Raw genomic sequence first — 16261 nt, forward strand, 5'->3', positions numbered from 1 at the left:
CGCCGGCGCCGATCGCCCGTCGCCCGCCGCCGGCGGTGCGCGGCCCCCGCCCGGAGACCTCCCTCGCCTTCACCGCCGTTCCCGACTCCGTCGAGTCGATCGAGCAGATCGGCACCGGCCGGGCGGGCGCGACCGCACCGCGCCTGCCCGCATGGCTCGACGAGGCCCGGCCACCGGCCGCCTCGATCCTGCCCGACCGGCTCGAACTCGCCCGCCTGCTGCGCCGGTTGCGCCGGCACGGCGCCGCGCCCGACGCGGTGGTCCTGGACGAGGAGGCCACCGCGGAACACGCGGCGCTGACCGACCTGATCGTGCCGGTGCTCGAACCGGCCAGGGAGCGCTGGTTCGAACTCGCCCTCGTCGTGGACACCGCGCCCTCGATCGCTCCGTGGCGGCGCCTGCTCGCCGAGTTCACCCGACTCGTGAGCGGGAACGGCACCTTCCGCGCGATGCGTTCCTGGTCCCTCGACACCGACGTGCCCGGCCGCGCGGTATTGCGCACGCCGTTCGGCACGCCGGCCCAACCCGCCGCACCGGCCGGCCCCACCGGACGGCGGATCATCATGGTGATCACCGACGGGGTCGGCCGCGCCTGGTCCCACCCGCAGACCGCGGCCATGCTCGCCTCGTGGGGGAGACAGTGTCCCGTGGTGCTGCTGAACCTGCTGCCCAAGCGCTGGTGGGATCGCGCGCGGATCCCGTCCACCCCGGTCGTCTTCCGCGGCCGAGGCGCGGGCGCCGCCCGCCGATCGGCCTTTCGGCTCCGGCACGACCCCCACTGGACGGGCCCGCCCGAACGGGTCGCCGTCCCGCTGATCGGCCTGCACCCCGAGGGCCTGTGGGCGGACGACCCGGCGGATCGCCGAGCCGGCCGATGGAGCGAACTCTCCCGCTGGGCCCGGATGATCACCGACGAGCGCGGTCGCGAGTTCGCGGGCCCCGCTTGGGTGCTCGATCCGCGCGGGGCGGCGGCCGGGCCCGCGCCGACCCCGGTACCGGCCGAGGACCGGCGCACACCGGCGGTACGGCTCGCCGAGTTCCGCGCCGGTGCCTCCCCGGACGCCGTCGAACTGCTCGGGAAACTCGCCGCCGCGCCGATCAGCCCGGCCACGATGCGCGTCGTGCAATCGGCGGTGCTCGCGCGGGAGGACCCCGCGTTCGTTGCCGAGGTGATGCTGAGCGGCCTGCTGGTCGAGTCGCCGGATCGGGACGAGGCGGCGCGACCGGACGACGTGGTGTACGACCTGGACGAGCAGGTCCGGGAGACGTTGCTGACCGCGATGAGCCGACGGTCGGCCCTGGAGGTGTACTTCCGGGTCGCCGAGTTCCTGCACGATCGAAACGGCCACGCCGAGTTCGACTTCCAGGACCTGCTCACCGCGCGCGAGCCCGCCGCGGTCGGCCTGCTCGGCCCGCACAGCCGCCCGCTCGCCCGGGTGGGCGCGACGCTGCTGGATCGCCTCGGACCCGACTACCGGCCCCGGGCCCGACGCCTGGAGGCCCGGGCGAACGGCCCGATGTTGCGCCGGCGCGAGCTGACCCGGGCGTGGACCACGCGGATGAGCCACTGGATCCGGGCGCGGCCGGTGGTCACGGACGGGCTGATCGTGGTGCAGGACGTGGCGGGGACGCTGGTGGTCCTCGATCCGCTGACGGGGATGGCTCGGTGGACGGTGCACCTGAGCGCGCCGTCGCGCTGTGCGCCGGTGGTGGCATCGGGACGGGTGTGGGCGGGGCATGACGACGGTGGGCTGTATCGGTACGACCCGACGAGGAGGTCCGCGCCGGACACCGTGGTGAGGGTCGGCGACGCCGCCGTGGTGGCGCTGGTGCCGGGGCCGATCGGTACGGACGGGTTGTTCGTCGCCACTTTGGACGGCCGCGTCGTGTGGCTCGACGGCGCGAACGACACGACGGAACTCGGGGGGACGCGCTCGGGCATACCTGCCGGATTGTGTGTCTCGGCGGATCGGACCGCGGCGGTGGATCGGGCGGGCGGGGTCGGGGCGTGGCACGCGGGCTCGGAATCCGCCTCGTGGTCGCAGGACCTGTCCGAGGCCGTGCACGCCGCCCCGGTGGCCGACGAAGAGCACGTGTACGTCCCGCTCGCCACCGCCGGGATCGCGGCGCTGCGCTGGGCAGATGGGGAGGTCGTCTGGCGGGCGCGGTTGCCGGGTGGGGTGTTGAGCACACCGGGGGTCGGCGCCGGGTTGGTGGTGGCGGTGACCACCGACGGTTTCCTACACGCGTTCGACGCCGGGTCGGGACGTCGGGTATGGCGCACCGCCGATGTGCCGCAACCCGGGCTGCGGGTGACCCTGGCGGACGGGCTGGTCCATGTGGCCGGAGAGGCCGGCGGCATCCGTACCCACGACCTGGCCACCGGTCGCCGAGTGGCCGAAATCCGTTCCGACGTGGGGGTGTCCGTGGCGGTCGCCGCCCGGGGGCGGCTGATCCTCGCCGGGCTCGACGGCACGGTGACGTCGCTGGAAGGGCCCGTGGTGGTCGACTGACCGACGCTCGGATCACGGGCCGGCGGACGACTGATCACAACCCATGGGAAACGCTTCGAGTCGGCCATGCGCGGGACTACGATCGGCCACTGCGGGTAAGTGGTCGTCACCGCGTGCAGGGTCGTTCGCCGACCCGCGAGGTCGACATACCCGGGGCTCCACGACCGGTGAGGCGTCGGCGGGGTGCTCCGGAGGGGACGAACGGGGGGATTCGTGCCGGGAGTTCAGCGACGGGTCGGTGAGCGGTGAGCACGGCGTCGACGGGTCCGCGCGTGCCGGGCGAGCGGGACACGATCCCGGAGGCGGTGTGCCCCGTCTGCTGGGGGCCGGCTCCGGTCGTGGGCCCTTGCCGGACCTGCGCGTGGCCGCCGGTCGATCCCGGGCCCACCGCCTACCAGGACGCGGCGCGGGCCTTCGATTACGCGGCCGTGCTCCGGATCGCGCATGCGCGCGGGTTGACCGAGGTGCCCCGGGCGCCGGCCGATCTGGTCAGGTTCGGCCCGGTGGTCCCCGAGGCTCCGTTGGCCGTCGCCGCATCGGTCCCGGGGACCGGACGGGCCGCGGTGCTCACCCTGCTCACCGCGCTGACCGCCGGCGAACTGGACCTGGTGTTGTTCGTGGACATCGGGACCCGGTACCTGGCCGCGCAGTGGGTGACGCTCGACGAACGCGGCTTCCTCGGCGCGCCCTCGGCCAACCGGACGCGCCACGACTGGCGCGAGGTGGTGCCCTGGCTGCCCGAGGACGACGCGGCCCGCGACCTGACCCTGGCCGGCGGGGTGGGTCGGCGACCGGCCGTGGGCACGGCCGAGGCTCCCGAGGCGCTGGCTTCCCGGGCCCGGTCGACGCTGCGGGACAACTGGGCCGATCCCAGTGGTTGGCGCGCGCTGCCGGGTGGCCCCTGGGAGCGGGCCTGGGCCCTGGTGCTGGTGGAACGCCGCCCGGAGTGGACCTGGTGCGCGCTCGCGGCCGAGGTGGTGCGGGAGCAGGTGCGGCCGGCCGCCGTGCTCGGCGGCGCTCCCCTCGACGACGAGAGCATCGAACTCCCCGACCTGATCGAACTGTTGGCCCTCGACGTGCCCGCCCGCCACCCGCTGCACCTGGTCGGCGTCGACCCGGGATCGGAGGACTCGGATCGAACCCTGCTCCTCGATCGAGGCGCGACGCCGGGTGCGGCCGACGGCCCCCCGCTTGCCGAGATCACCCTCGGCCTGCGCGGCGAAGGCCCGGACGGGCACGACGTCGCGGTGGCGGTCGCCGACGTGGCCGACCCCGGCGCGTGGTCCGAGCTGGAACGGGTCACCGTGTTCGCGCCACCCGGTGAAGTCCGGCTCACCGTGCGGATGATCGGGCCGGGACGGGTCGACGTCACCGCCTCCGGCGGGGCCGCCTGGGTGCTGGGCGCCGGCCGCACCGACCTTCGGCCGGCGGGGCCGCAGGCCGCCGTCGCCGCGCTGCCCCGTCCCTTCTGGCGGCCGGACCCGTCGACCGTCTACGACCTCCTGTGCGTGGTCGAATTGGGCGGCACCCCCGAACAGAGCGCCGCCCGGCTCGACTTCGTTCGCGCGCTGCTGGCGAAGGCGGCCCTCGGGGATCGGTCCGTGTGCTGGGAGCGGGCCGCCGTGCTCGGCTACGACGACCACCCCCGACCCCGGCGCAGCCGCCACGACCCGCTGCGCCGGGTCGACTTCGCCCCGCCCGACACGACCCGGGCGGCGATCGCCGACTGGGTCGGGACACCCGCGGTGGACCCGTACGCCGCACCCCTGGAGCGGGTGTGCGCACTGCTGCGCACGAGCACGCTCGGCCGGCGGGTACATCGACCCACCCTCGTGGTGACCGTCGGCCTGCGCGGCCCGCACCCCTACGTGCAGGGTCTGGACCCGGCGCAGGCGTACGGCGGTGGCCGATGGGACGCGGACCTGGCAGCCCGACGGGCGGCCCGGCCGGGCGATCGGTACCTGCTGGTGACCGACGACCCCGGATATGCGGACGCGGCGGACCCCCGGGTCCACGATCGCACCCTGAAGGCGTGGCGGCTGTTGGGCGCGGACGGGTGTTTCACACTCGGCCGCACCACGCCCGCCGACCTGCTGCGATTCGGTCGCGCCGCGCTCACCGGCACGACCGGCGCGCCGCTGCTGCTCGACGTGGTCACCAGGGCCTCGACCGGCGAGTCGGGTGGGAAAGGGGTGCGCCGATGACGCGGTCGTACGGTACCCGGGACGGGGAGCCGACCGGTGGCGCGGTCCTGGAGAAGCGGATAGCCCTGTGGGGCGCGCCGGAATCGGGCCGCACCACGTTCGTCGCGATGATTCCCGAGGCCGCCGAGGAGCGCTCGCGCGCACTCGGGCACGGCGGCGGCCGAAACCACGCGCGCCGGTGGAAGGTGTTCGGAACGGACGACGCCACCCAGCGCTTGCTCCGGCACACCGACCAGGCGCTGCTGCACGAACACCGGTTCCCGGACGAGCCCGACGGGAGCGTCGATACCGCCGAGCCGACGCGATACCGCTTCCTCTTCCGGCGCGACCCGCGCGTCGTGCCGCTGCACCGGCTCACCGACCACTGCCGATTCGTGGCCACGATCACCGAGCTGCCGGATCCGAGCACCCGGCGCGACGCGGTCAAGCAGACCCTGGCCGACTGCACCGGCCTGATCGTGCTGTTCGACCCCACCGACGCGAGCGGCACGGGCGAGGAAGCGATACGCGCGCTGGACCGCGTGCTCACCGAAGCCGCCGCCGACCTCCAGCCGCGCACCGACCCCCGCGGCCTGTTGCCCTTCGAACCGGCCGTGTGCGTCACCAAGATCGACGACATGACGCTGTATCGGGAGGCCCGCCTGGGTGCCTGGGCCGAGTTGGGCCGCGACGGCCGGGTCCGGGTGCGCGACCCCGAGGCGTACTTCCACCGGTTGTGCGAGCGCGACGGCCCGTGCCCGAACCCCGCCGCCGCCGAACTGCCCGGCATCCTGGAGCGACACTTCGGCCGGATCCGCTACTACGCCACCTCGGCGGCGGGCTTTCGCCGCTCCGCGGGCCGGATCGACCCGGAGAATTGCCGCAACGTCGACCCGCATGGCAACCGCCTCGACGGACCGCCCCACCCCCAGGGTGTGCTGGAACCCATTCTCGGCATGCGCGCGGTGCGCATCGCGAAGAGGGGATGACCGATGTCCCGAATCGCCCTCAACCCCCGACGGCCCCGGGCCCGTACCCGGCTCGTGGTCCCCGTGCTGTCGCTGATCCTCGCGCTGTGCGCGGCCGCGTCCCCGGCGCACGCCGTCGCCCGGGCCGACGGCGAGCCGCCCGCCGATTCGACCGCACGACTGCTGGACGAGTTGGGTACCGACGCCCAACCGGCCGACTTCTACATGGTGCTCGACGTGTCGACGTCGATGCGGGAGAACGGCGGCTACGACGAGGCGAAGACGGCGCTGCGCAACCTGTTGACCGCGATGCAGCCCCGGGACCGGATCTCGGTGATCCGATTCGGCGCGACCACCACCGTCTTTCGGCCACTGGACGCGGCGCCCCGGGGCGAGGCCGCGGTCTCCGCGTTCCTCGCGGGGTTGCCCAAGCCGAACGACGTGGAGAGCGACTTCGGCGCGGCGATGGTGTCGGTGTCCGGGATCGTCGCCGCGGCCCAACCGTCGGCGGGCGGATATCGGCCGCCCACCGCGATCGTGGTGCTCACCGACGCCGATCTGTACGCGCCGAACAATCCCCGCTTCGCCGACGAATCGGCGCCGGGGTGGGAGGCGTTGCGGCAGGAGTACGCCAACGCGGTCGCCGAACGCGGCCCGATCGCCGCGTACGCGATGCCGCTCGGCGACAACGGGCGCGGGGTCAACCTGATCGCGAAGGTGCTGCCCAGGGCCGAGACGCTCAGCGGCTCGGTCGCCGAGCAGGCGGCCCGGGTGCGCGCCCTCGAACAGGACGCACGCGTGCGCAAGGGGGTCGCAGTGGTGCAGGCGGACCGGGACGCGACGGTCCGGGCCCGGTTCGCCCCGGCGCCCGCACACCCGCGCGGCGCCCGCCCCACCGACGCCGACTGCGCCGGCGCCGAGCCGCCGGTCGACCCGATCGACCTGTCCGCCCGCGGCACGCTCTGCCTGACCCTGGTCTCCACCGCGCACCGCATCCGGTTGACCGTCGCCGACCTGCACACCGGCGATCCGGCGATCGATCGGGCGCTGCCGCGCGACCCGATCACCCTGGAACCCGGGGTGCCGCGACACTTCCCGATCGAGGTGCGGGCGCACGAGCGCACCCGCACCGACCTGTTCGCCCGATCGCGGACCTACGCCGCGTCGACGACCCTGCAGGGCACCGTGACCGCCACCCGGGCCGCCGAGTTCGCCGACCTGCTGCGGGTGCCGGGCCCGTACGCCGCCGCCGGCCTGCGCGACGGCCGACTGGCCTACACCGGCCGGGTGCGCGGATCGGTCATGTGGTCGGTGTGGGCCCTCCTGGTGGCGGCGATGGCACTGGTCGCGGCGGGGGGAACGGCGGCGTGGCGCTGGTTCCCGGCCGGTGTGTACATCGAACTGAGCATGGAGGAGGAACGATCGGAGTTCCCCGAGGGCACGGCACATCCGGCCCTGGGAATGCGCCACCGCTGGACCCACGAGCACGATCCGGCGGCCGGCGCGATCACGTCCTTCCTGGCCCGGGGCCGTCGGCCGCGCTCCGGACGCGGTGTGACGTTGACCGCGCGCCACGAGCGCGACGGGCGCGTGCACACGTCCCGACGGCGGCTGGGCGTCGACGACGCCACCATGCTGTACGGCGTCCGCGCCCGGGTGTTGCGCCGGCCGCCCGCACCGCGGCCCGGCGGCGCCGACCCGGAGTCGACCACCGCGGAGCCGGCTCCGATCGACACCCCCGCGCAGAACGGCCGGTACTCGGGGATCACCCGGCCCGATCCCGGGGAACAACACACACCGGTAGCACCGGCAGGATTGATCCCCCCGACCCCGACCCCCCGGCCGCCTCGCTGACATCGTGTGCGGGCACCGGACCCGACCTCGACCGGCATCCCGCACGGAAAGGTTCACGTGGACGCGACCGACCGACACGACCGCCCCCGCGAGACCGCGGGCACGTTGCGGGCGCATTGGGCCTGGTACCACGACGGCGCGGTGCCGGCGTGCAGCGCGGGACCCGAACGGCGGGAGCATTTCGAGCGGTTGGTGCGACCCACGCTGGACGAGTACGCGCCGCCCGGCTGGGTCGGGGTGACCGGCGCCGGGCGCGAGGACTCGTTCGTCGCGATGACGCTGCGCGATCCGGAGGGGGTGCGCTACTTCACCGCGCCCTACGCCGAGATCGCCGCCGCAGGCGCCACGTACACCGCACTGTGGCTGGCCTTTCGCGGCATCGACCTGCCCACCGACCGGGAACGGCCGCTCCGGGTACGGCTGCCCGGGCCGCCGCCGGCCGTCGGCTTGCACCCGGCCGACTTCGAATGGCTCGCGGGGGTCGCGGCGGCGGTCCTGGCCGGCCCAGTGGTGATCACCGGCGCCGACCGCCTGGACAGCCGGGCCCGGCTCGAACTCCTGGACCGGATCACCGCGTTGCTCCCGTACGGCTGCCGTGCCGGACTGCGCTTCGCCACCTCGCTCGGCCCCACCGGCCGACTGCGCCCCCGACTCGCCTTCGGCCGGGTGCCCACGCCGGGGACGGTCCGGGTCGCCCTGGACGGCGTGCCGGCCGTGCCCGACCTCCCCGCCGCCCGTGCCTACCTGGGCGAACTGACCATGCTGCGCCGCCGCATCGGGCTCGACCCGCTGGTGGCCGCGCTCGCGACTCTGCGCGAGGCGGGCACGCCGGTGGCCGGGGACCGCCTGCTCGGGCTGCTCGCCGAGGTGGGCGCTCGGTTCGGGCCGGACGCGGGAGCGGGGGGCGCGAGCGGGTCGGGCGTGCGGGTCGGGTCGGCCCCGGGGGCGGAACCGGGCCGTGCGGCCGCCCGGTTCGCCGCCGGCGATCCGGCCGGGCCGAGTTCGCGTGCGCCGGGCGTGGAGGCGCGGGCGGCATCGGCACGCCCGTCGCCGTCGCCCGCCCGGCCGGCGTCCCCGCCACCGGCACGTCCGTCGCCCCCGTCGCCCCCGTCGCCGATGGAGCGGCTGCTCGGCGGCGACGTCGCGCTGGCCGCGCCGATCGCCGAGCGCTGGCGGGCCGAGGACGGCGACGAGGTGACTCGGGACATGGCCGCCGCGCTGCGCGCCCGCCCGGCGAGCCTGGCGCTGGGGTGGAATACGGCGGTGGCGGCCGGGCGCGGGGATCGGCTCGTGCACGTCCTGCTCGGCCCGGTGCCGCCGCTCCTGGCCGGCTCCACCCCGCCCGCCGGCCTCGACGCGCGGGCCCTGCGCGTGCCCGAACCCTCGGTCAACGGCGCGGGGAAGGCCGACGCGGACGTGGTCTCGCCGGAGGCGCTGGTCGCCGATCTGTGCCGACTGCTGGGGCCCACCCCGACCACCGAGGTGCCCGCGCTCTACGACGCGTTGTGGAATCACCCCGTGGTGCTGCGCCGCCTCCTGGACACCGCGGGCGCCGACCTGGGCGCGTGGTTGGAGGTGATCCGCCCGTGGGACGACCGGGCGCCGGAGTGGTTGGCGCCGTACGCGCTGCTCGCGGGCGAGCGGTTGCGGCCGGCCGAGATCCCGCCCGCCGAGGCGGTGTTCACCCTGCGCGTGGCCGGACACACCGACACCGCCACGATCGCGGCGGTGCTGCACGACCTGTGGCCGACCCTGGTCCCGCTCACCGAGCAGCGCGCCGACCCCGCCGCGCGCGGACTGGCCGCGCTCCTGGAGAAGCCGCTGGGGCCCGGGGCGCCGGTCGCCGCGCGTGTGCGGGCCGACGTACTGCGGCTGGCGCTCGGTGGTGCGCCGACGGACGGACCCTATGTGGCCGCCGATCTGCTGGCGCTGCGGCACGAGCCGGTCGCCGAGGGGCGGTTCGCCGGGTGGATCGCGGCGCTGCTGCGCGCGGTGGCGGTCACCCCCGAACTGCTCGGCGAACTGGTGCGCGCCGGCGATCCGGCGGTCACCGCCGCGGTCGCGGACGCGGTGCTCGCCGATGCGCGGCTCGCCGAACTGCCCGGCCTGGACGACGCGTGGTGGGCGGCGATCGCCCGGGCCCGCCCGGAGTTGGCCGGACGCGCCGCGAGCGGCTGGTTCCGCAACGCGCTGCGCGGGGTGGACGCGGTGGCGGCGGCCGGGGTGTGGGCGGGCGAGATCGTGGACGGCGCGGGCCGCCCGCGGCGCGACCTGTACGTGCACGAGGTCGGTCGCTGGTGGCATGCCGCGCCCGACCGCGAACGCGACCTGCTGCTGCCGAGCCTGGAACGGGAGTTGATCGTGCGCGGCGGCACCCCGGCGCAGGCCCGGGAGGAGCTGCGCGCGATCCGGGTGTCGATCGCCGCGCACGCGTGGGGGCCGGAGGCCGCGGCGTCGATCGTCGAACGCGAGCAGGAGGAGTTCGAGACGTTCCGCCGCCACCTCAAGCAGTTGCGGACCGCGCTCAAGCACGGCGACGCGCTGCGGGTGCTGGCGATACCGGCGATCCTCGCGCTGATCGCCCTTTTGGCCGCGGTGCCGCCGGGTGGCGCCGCGGCCGCCGCGCGCCCCACGACCGCGAGGACCGAACCGCCCGACCCCTACGGCGCCGAGCGCCTGATCACCACCCTGGGCGCGGACCGGGAGCGGGTGAACTACGTGATCCTCGTGGACACCTCGGCCTCGATGCAGCGCACCGGGCGTTATGCCACGGCCAGGTCCGCGCTGACCGCTTTCCTGGCCCGGCTGTCCGCGCGCGACCGGGTCGCGCTGGTCACCTTCGACGGTGTGGCGACCGAGCATGGCAACGGCCTGGAGCCGGTCACCGACCCGGCGGCGATGGCCGCGCGCCTGCCCCCGCCGCGCCCGAGCGAGCCGGCCGACGGGATCCCGGCGGGCGGTGCGCCGTCGATCAGGGCCGAGCCGCCGAGCGATGTGCACGCGGCGCTGGAGCGGGCCCTTGTGGTGTTGCGCACCTCCGCGCCGGATTCGGTCGACGGGGTCGTGCTGATCTCGGACGCGGCCCGCGACGCGGTGGGCCCGGACCTGCGCAAGGACTTCGACCGGCTCGGCGAGGAGGGCCGTGCGGTGTCCGGCTTCGCCGTCCCGCTGGCCAGTGACAGCAGTGCGGGGCCGGCCCTGCAGCGGGTGTTGCCGAACACGCGGGTGTTGCGCGACGATCCGGCCGACCCGGGCGTCGCGCTGGCCCAGGTGCGGACCGGTCTGTACCTGCGGCACGCGGCCCGGTTCGTCGACGCGGATCGGGACAAGGGTGTGCAGGCGACCTGGCTGATGCCGCCGCCGGAGCAGCCGGACGCGGTGGACTGCCGTGCCTTCCGGCCGGTTCCGCCGGACCGGCGACTCGATCTGTCCTCGGGGCGCGAGATGTGCCTGCGCCTGGTGGCCGGCACCACCCGGGTGCCGCTCCAGGTGACCCGGTTGCGGGTGGACGGCGTGGGTGTGGTCGGTCTCAAGGACGGCGCGCCGCTGCTGGCTCCCGGGCAGCCGGTCTACTTCTCGGTCAATCTGGCCGCGCGTACGCACCACACGGACGGCATGTGGGCGGACGCCGGTCACTACGACGCGCGGGCGCGCGTGGTGGGGGAGGTGCACAGCCCGCTGGCCGAGACGATCAAGGAGCAACTCCCGGACGCCCGGCTCGCGCCGCGCACGGACATCGCGGGCGACGAACTGCTCTACCGGGGCGACGAGCGGGTGGACCTGAGCTGGTGGCCGTGGCTGCTCGCGGGCCTGGGCACGCTCGCCGTCGCCGGGGTGGCGTGGTTCGGATGGTCCTGGGTACGCCCGCGTGTTCGACGTCGTTGGGTACGGTGAACGGCATGCGCATTTACGTCGTGGACGCATTCACCGACCGGCCGTTCCGAGGCAATCCGGCGGGGGTGTGCCTGCCCGACGCGGCACATGCCGACGACGTCGCCTGGATGCAGTCGGTGGCGGCCGAACTGGGCTACTCGGAGACCGCGTTCGCGGTGCCGGCCACGGGCGACGCGGCGGACTTCGGGCTGCGCTGGTTCACCCCGCAGACCGAGGTGGACCTGTGCGGGCACGCGACGCTGGCCACCGCGCATGTGTTGTTCGGGCAGGGGTCGGCGCCGGCGTCGCGAATCCGCTTCGCCACCCGCAGCGGGGTGCTGACCGCGTCGCTCGACAGCGCCGGCGTGGTCCTGGACTTCCCGGCGCTGCCGCCGCGCGAGGTGCCGATCCCGACCGAACTGGGCCTGGCGCTCGGGGTGGAGCCGATCCTGGTCGCGGCCGGCGGTGACGACCTGCTGGTGGAGGTGGCGTCGGCGGCGGCGGTGCGTACGGTGGCGCCGGACCTGGCGATGCTGGCCACGCTGCCGTATCGGGCGGTGATCGTCACCGCCGTGGGGGAGGGGCGGGTCGACTTCGTCTCGCGGGTGTTCGCGCCCTCGGTCGGCGTCGCCGAGGACCCGGTCACCGGCTCGGCGCACTGCGTGCTCGGCCCCTACTGGGCCCCGCGCCTGGATCGCCGCCGGATGACCGGCGGGCAACTGTCCGCGCGTGGCGGCACGGTCGGGGTGGAGCTGGTCGGCGACCGGGTACGGCTGTCCGGCGCGGCGGTCACCGTGCTCGAAGGCGACCTGATCACCGACTGAGCCCGGGGGCGACCGGCGGGTTCTCCGCCCGACACGGTGGTGGATCATTGCGCCCGTCGTTGCTAGCGTGCGGGCACCACTGGACCTGACGCACCGTCAGCAACCTCGGGAGTCGCGCCGTGTCCGACGCCGTCAGCTATACCCCGTCCCACCTCGGCGTGTGCGTCACCGACCTGGATCGGGCGCTGCGGTTCTACCGCGACGGCCTGGGCTTCGCCCCCGTGGCCCGCTACGACGTGGGCAACGAGGTCGCACACACCCTGGAGGTCGAGGGTGACGTACGCCTGGTCTCCCAGCTGATCGCCAAGGAGGGCATGGTCGTCGAGCTGCTGTACTACGCCTCGCCCGAACCGCAGGGCGAACCCTCGCGGCGGCGCAATCAAATCGGGCTGACCCACCTGTCCTTCCTGGTCGAGGACGTGGACGCCGCCGCCGCCCGGTTGGTCGAACACGGCGGCACGCTGCTGGCCGGGACCCGGGCGAGCCTGCCGAGCGAGACCGGATCGACCGAACTGGTGTTCCTGGCCGACCCGGACGGTACCCGGATCGAACTGATGCGCCTCGACGGCTGACCCGACCGCCCCGCGCGCCGTCACGTCCTGCCCGCCGTCAACACGTCGCGCACACACCCCCGCAGCCACGCGTGCCCCGGATCGGCGTCGTGGCGCGGATGCCAGGCCAGTCCCATCGGCAGCGGCGGCAACGACAGCGGAACCTCGAAGGTGCGCAACCCCCGAGCCTCGGTCAGGCCGATCAACTGCGCCGCGACCAGGCCGACCAGGTCGCCTTCCAGCAGGATGAACAGCGAGGACGGGTAGGTCGGCACGGCGCCCACCACCCGCCGGGTGAGTCCGAGTTCGGCCAGCGCGGTGTCGACCGGGCCGTGCAGCTTGCCGCGTCGGGACACGATCAGATGCTCGGCCGCGGCGAATCGCTCCGGCGTACACCGGCCGCGCAGGAGCGGGTGCCCGGCCCGGACGCAGCCGACCATACGGTCGTCGAACAGGTGCTCGGTCAGTACCTCCGGTGCGGTGGCGTCGATCACGCCCACCTCCAGGTCGGCGATCCCGTCGCGGAGCGCCTCGGTGTCGGTGTGACTCTCTGCCAGGAACTTCAGCCGTACTCCCGGGGCCTCCCGCGCCGCGCGCGTGAACAGCTCCGCGGCGCAGGCCGCGGTGAACGCGTCGTGCGACAGCACGGTGAAGGTGCGGGACATCGTCCGCAGGTCCACCTCGCCGGCCGCGGTGAACAACGTCCGGGCGCGCTCCAGTACCACCCGCACCTCGGATCGGATGGCCAGCGCGTGCGGCGTGGGTACCATCGTGCGCCCGGCCCGGACCAGGACCGGGTCGCCCAGCGCCTTGCGGATCCGGCCCAGTGTGCGGCTCATGGCCGGCTCGGACAGGTGCATCCGCTGCGCCGCGCCGGAGACGCTGCACTCCTCCAGGAGCGCGTCGAGCGCGGTGAGCAGGTTGAGGTCCATCCCGGATTGCGTCACACGCATCCTTTCCATGCGATACATGCATTGGAGTAAATCGGTGCCCCAGCCTACGGTGAAGGAGTCCGGACACGCAGTTCCCCGTACCACCCGTGCTTCCTTTCCTTCGCAGACAGTCAGTTCCTGGGGGACCCATGTCCACGCCCGTCCTGGGCACGTCGGCGCGGCGCGCCGACGGTGCCGAAACCGAACGCGCCGGCTCCTCGCGCGCCGTGCTGATCGCGATGTGCGCCTGTGTGCTGGTCGCGCAGAGTATGGTCGCCGCGATCAACCTGGCCATTCCGCAACTGGCCGCGTCCCGGCTGCATCCGTCCGCCGACAGCATCCTGTGGATCGTCGACGCCTACGTGATCGTCTTCGCCGGCCTGCTGATCCCCGCCGGCGCGCTCGGCGACCGCTACGGCCGCAAGGGCGCGCTGCTCGCCGGGCTCGGCGTGTTCGCCGCCGGGGCCGCGGTCAGTGCGCTCGCCACGAACTCCGCCACGCTGATCGCCGGTCGCGGCATCTCCGGCGCGGGCGCCGCGCTGATCATGCCCGCGACCATGTCCATCCTGATGCACGTCTTCCCGGCCGAACGCCGCCCGCAGGCGATGGCGTCCTGGACGCTCGCGGTCGGACTGGGCGGCCTGCTCGGCAACGTCGGCGGCGGTCTGGTCCAGGAGTACCTGCCCTGGCAGGGCCTGTTCTGGATCATGGTCCCGCTCGCCCTGGTGCTCGCCGCGGTCGTGCAGTGGGTCACCCCCCGCACCGAGACGCATCCGGCCGCGCTCGACCCGATCGGCGCCGCGCTGCTGATCGCCGGTCTGGTCGCGGTGTTGTACGGGATCATCGAGGGCCCGGAGTTCGGCTGGGGCTCCACGCACGTGATCGGCGGCTTCGCGCTGGGCGGCGTGCTCCTGCTCGGCTTCGTGCTGTACGCGCTGCGGGCGAGGAACCCCCTGCTCGACCCGCGCGTGTTCAAGTCCGCCAAGTTGCGGGCCGGCGTGCTCGGGATCGGCGCGAGCTTCTTCGGACTGTTCGCGCTGTTCTTCATCAACGCCCAGTACCTGCAATACGTCAAGGGCTACTCGGCCATGCGCACGGGCTTTGCGATCGTCCCGCTCACGGTCGGCATGGCGCTCGCGCCCAAGGTCGCGGTCAAGGCGCAACAACGCTTCGGCGCCCGGCCGTTGGTGGTGCTGGGCCTGGGCCTGATCGGGGTCGGGTTGTTGTGCATGGCGACGGTGGACGCCCGCACCCCGTACGCGATCTACGCCGCCTACCTGTTGATCCTGTCCGCGGGCATGGGACTGTGCGCGCCCGCGCTCTCCTTCGGCGTGGTCTCCGAACTGCCCAGGCACCAGGCGGGGTTGGGCTCCGGTCTGAACACCGCCGCCCGTGAGATCGGCGCCGCGCTCGGGGTCGCGGTGTTCGGCACCATCCTGGCCGTGCGGTTCGACGGTCAGCCGGCGGTGGAACTGTCCAGGGCCCGCGGCGCGGAACACGCCCGCGTGGTGGACTCGTTCACCGACGCGATGTCGATGGGCCTGCTGGTGGTCGGCGTCCTGGTCCTGGTGGCCACCGCCGCGGTCGCGGTGGGCTATCGCGACCGGGCCGGCACCTCGGCCGTCCGGGTGTCCTCCGGGAGCGCCGCATGAGCCCCGAGACGAGTCGGCGCCGGGGGCCGATGAACCGACTGCTCGACCGGGTGTTCCTGTCCGGCACGATCGTCGAGACCGAGTCGATCGCGGCCCGGATGCGCCGGATCCGGATCGAGGACGCGGGGTTGCGCGGGGTGGCCTGCCGGCCCGGCCAACAGGTCCGGGTGCACGTGAACGACGTGCTCTCGATGGCGGGTTGGCGCAAGGGGATGGGCAACTTGCTGCGCACCTACTCGGTCTGGGCCCACGACCCGGCGGCCGGGACGCTGGATCTGTGCGTACTGGACCACGACGGCGGCACGGGGCCGGGAGCCGCGTGGGGTCGGGCGGCGCGGTGCGGTGACCGGGTCCGGTTCGGCCGGCCCGAGGGCGGCTTCGTGCTGCGTCCCGACGCGCCGTACAACGTGTTCGTCGGCGAGGAGACCGCGTCGGTGGCACTGGGCGCGATGCTGGCGGCGGTGGGCTCCGGGGCGGATGTGTACGGGGTGATCGAGACCGCGGGCGCGGCCGATCGGCTGCCGATGCCGCACGCCGAACGGCTCACCTGGCTCGAACGCGGCGACGCGTCGGCGGCGTCCTCGGCGACCCTGGCCGCGGCGGTGGGCCGACTGGCGCTGCCCGCGACGCCCGGGGTGGCGTATGTGGCGGGCGAGGCGAGGACGGTCAAGCTGGTTCGGGACCGCCTGGTCGCCGACCACGGCTGGGACCGCAGATCGGTGCTCACCAAGCCCTTCTGGTCGCCGGGACGCACCGGCATGGAGTAGCGGGCCGGGCGTGAACGGGCGCCGGGGGGGCCGGCGGCCGCGCGGACCGGGCCCCAACCCCCTTACGGGGGGGGCCCAAAATCGTGATAAACCCCCCGGACAGGCGGGGGGAGGGGGTCAGCGGGGGCCGCGCGAGCCCCCCGG

General features: G+C 74.6%; 10 protein-coding genes. 9 read left to right on the top strand and 1 reads right to left on the bottom strand.

Going from position 1 to position 16261, the window contains the following annotated elements:
• The 7 genes from ACWGR4_RS47425 to ACWGR4_RS47455 form a co-directional block, all read left to right on the top strand.
• Positions 1–2513, top strand: a 2513-nt coding sequence (locus ACWGR4_RS47425) for an SAV_2336 N-terminal domain-related protein (RefSeq protein ID WP_452134348.1), incomplete at its 5' end; no start/stop codon positions are given.
• A gap of 245 nt (positions 2514–2758) precedes the next feature.
• Positions 2759–4717 carry a hypothetical protein gene (locus ACWGR4_RS47430; RefSeq protein WP_452129629.1) on the top strand — a complete coding sequence of 653 codons (1959 nt, stop codon included), beginning with the start codon at positions 2759–2761 and terminating at the stop codon, positions 4715–4717.
• Positions 4714–5685, top strand: a complete 972-nt coding sequence (locus ACWGR4_RS47435; protein ID WP_452129630.1) for a hypothetical protein — start codon at positions 4714–4716, stop codon at positions 5683–5685. Before ACWGR4_RS47430 ends, ACWGR4_RS47435 begins: the two co-directional genes overlap by 4 nt.
• A gap of 3 nt (positions 5686–5688) precedes the next feature.
• Complete coding sequence (locus ACWGR4_RS47440; protein ID WP_452129631.1) at positions 5689–7518, top strand: vWA domain-containing protein; 1830 nt, start codon at positions 5689–5691, stop codon at positions 7516–7518.
• A gap of 57 nt (positions 7519–7575) precedes the next feature.
• On the top strand, positions 7576–11412 hold the full coding sequence (locus tag ACWGR4_RS47445; RefSeq protein ID WP_452129632.1) for a VWA domain-containing protein: 3837 nt from the start codon (positions 7576–7578) through the stop codon (positions 11410–11412).
• A gap of 5 nt (positions 11413–11417) precedes the next feature.
• Positions 11418–12215 carry a PhzF family phenazine biosynthesis protein gene (locus tag ACWGR4_RS47450; RefSeq protein WP_452129633.1) on the top strand — a complete coding sequence of 266 codons (798 nt, stop codon included), beginning with the start codon at positions 11418–11420 and terminating at the stop codon, positions 12213–12215.
• Between the two features lie 119 nt (positions 12216–12334).
• Complete coding sequence (locus ACWGR4_RS47455; RefSeq protein WP_380000898.1) at positions 12335–12787, top strand: VOC family protein; 453 nt, start codon at positions 12335–12337, stop codon at positions 12785–12787.
• Between the two features lie 20 nt (positions 12788–12807).
• Here ACWGR4_RS47455 and ACWGR4_RS47460 read toward each other — a convergent pair whose 3' ends face one another.
• A complete protein-coding gene (locus ACWGR4_RS47460) occupies positions 12808–13719 on the bottom strand; it encodes a LysR family transcriptional regulator (RefSeq protein WP_395786818.1) in 912 nt (303 codons plus the stop codon).
• Between the two features lie 128 nt (positions 13720–13847).
• Between ACWGR4_RS47460 and ACWGR4_RS47465 the strand changes: the two genes are divergently transcribed.
• Together ACWGR4_RS47465 and ACWGR4_RS47470 are read left to right on the top strand one after the other, a co-directional pair.
• Entirely contained in the window at positions 13848–15350 is a 1503-nt protein-coding gene (locus ACWGR4_RS47465) for an MFS transporter (protein ID WP_380000894.1), read from the top strand.
• The gene (locus ACWGR4_RS47470) at positions 15347–16117 is read left to right on the top strand and encodes a siderophore-interacting protein (protein WP_452129634.1); all 771 of its coding nucleotides are present in this window, start codon (positions 15347–15349) and stop codon (positions 16115–16117) included. Before ACWGR4_RS47465 ends, ACWGR4_RS47470 begins: the two co-directional genes overlap by 4 nt.
• Positions 16118–16261 lie beyond the last annotated feature (144 nt).

This window comes from Embleya sp. NPDC055664 (assembly GCF_053618075.1).

Bases quoted from the DNA above. Each gene is read 5' to 3' on its own strand.
- ACWGR4_RS47450 (WP_452129633.1), top strand. From the start codon at position 11,418: ATGCGCATTTACGTCGTGGACGCATTCACCGACCGGCCGTTCCGAGGC.
- ACWGR4_RS47460 (WP_395786818.1), bottom strand. From the start codon at position 13,719: ATGCGTGTGACGCAATCCGGGATGGACCTCAACCTGCTCACCGCGCTC.
- ACWGR4_RS47440 (WP_452129631.1), top strand. From the start codon at position 5,689: ATGTCCCGAATCGCCCTCAACCCCCGACGGCCCCGGGCCCGTACCCGG.
- ACWGR4_RS47465 (WP_380000894.1), top strand. From the start codon at position 13,848: ATGTCCACGCCCGTCCTGGGCACGTCGGCGCGGCGCGCCGACGGTGCC.
- ACWGR4_RS47435 (WP_452129630.1), top strand. From the start codon at position 4,714: ATGACGCGGTCGTACGGTACCCGGGACGGGGAGCCGACCGGTGGCGCG.
- ACWGR4_RS47470 (WP_452129634.1), top strand. From the start codon at position 15,347: ATGAGCCCCGAGACGAGTCGGCGCCGGGGGCCGATGAACCGACTGCTC.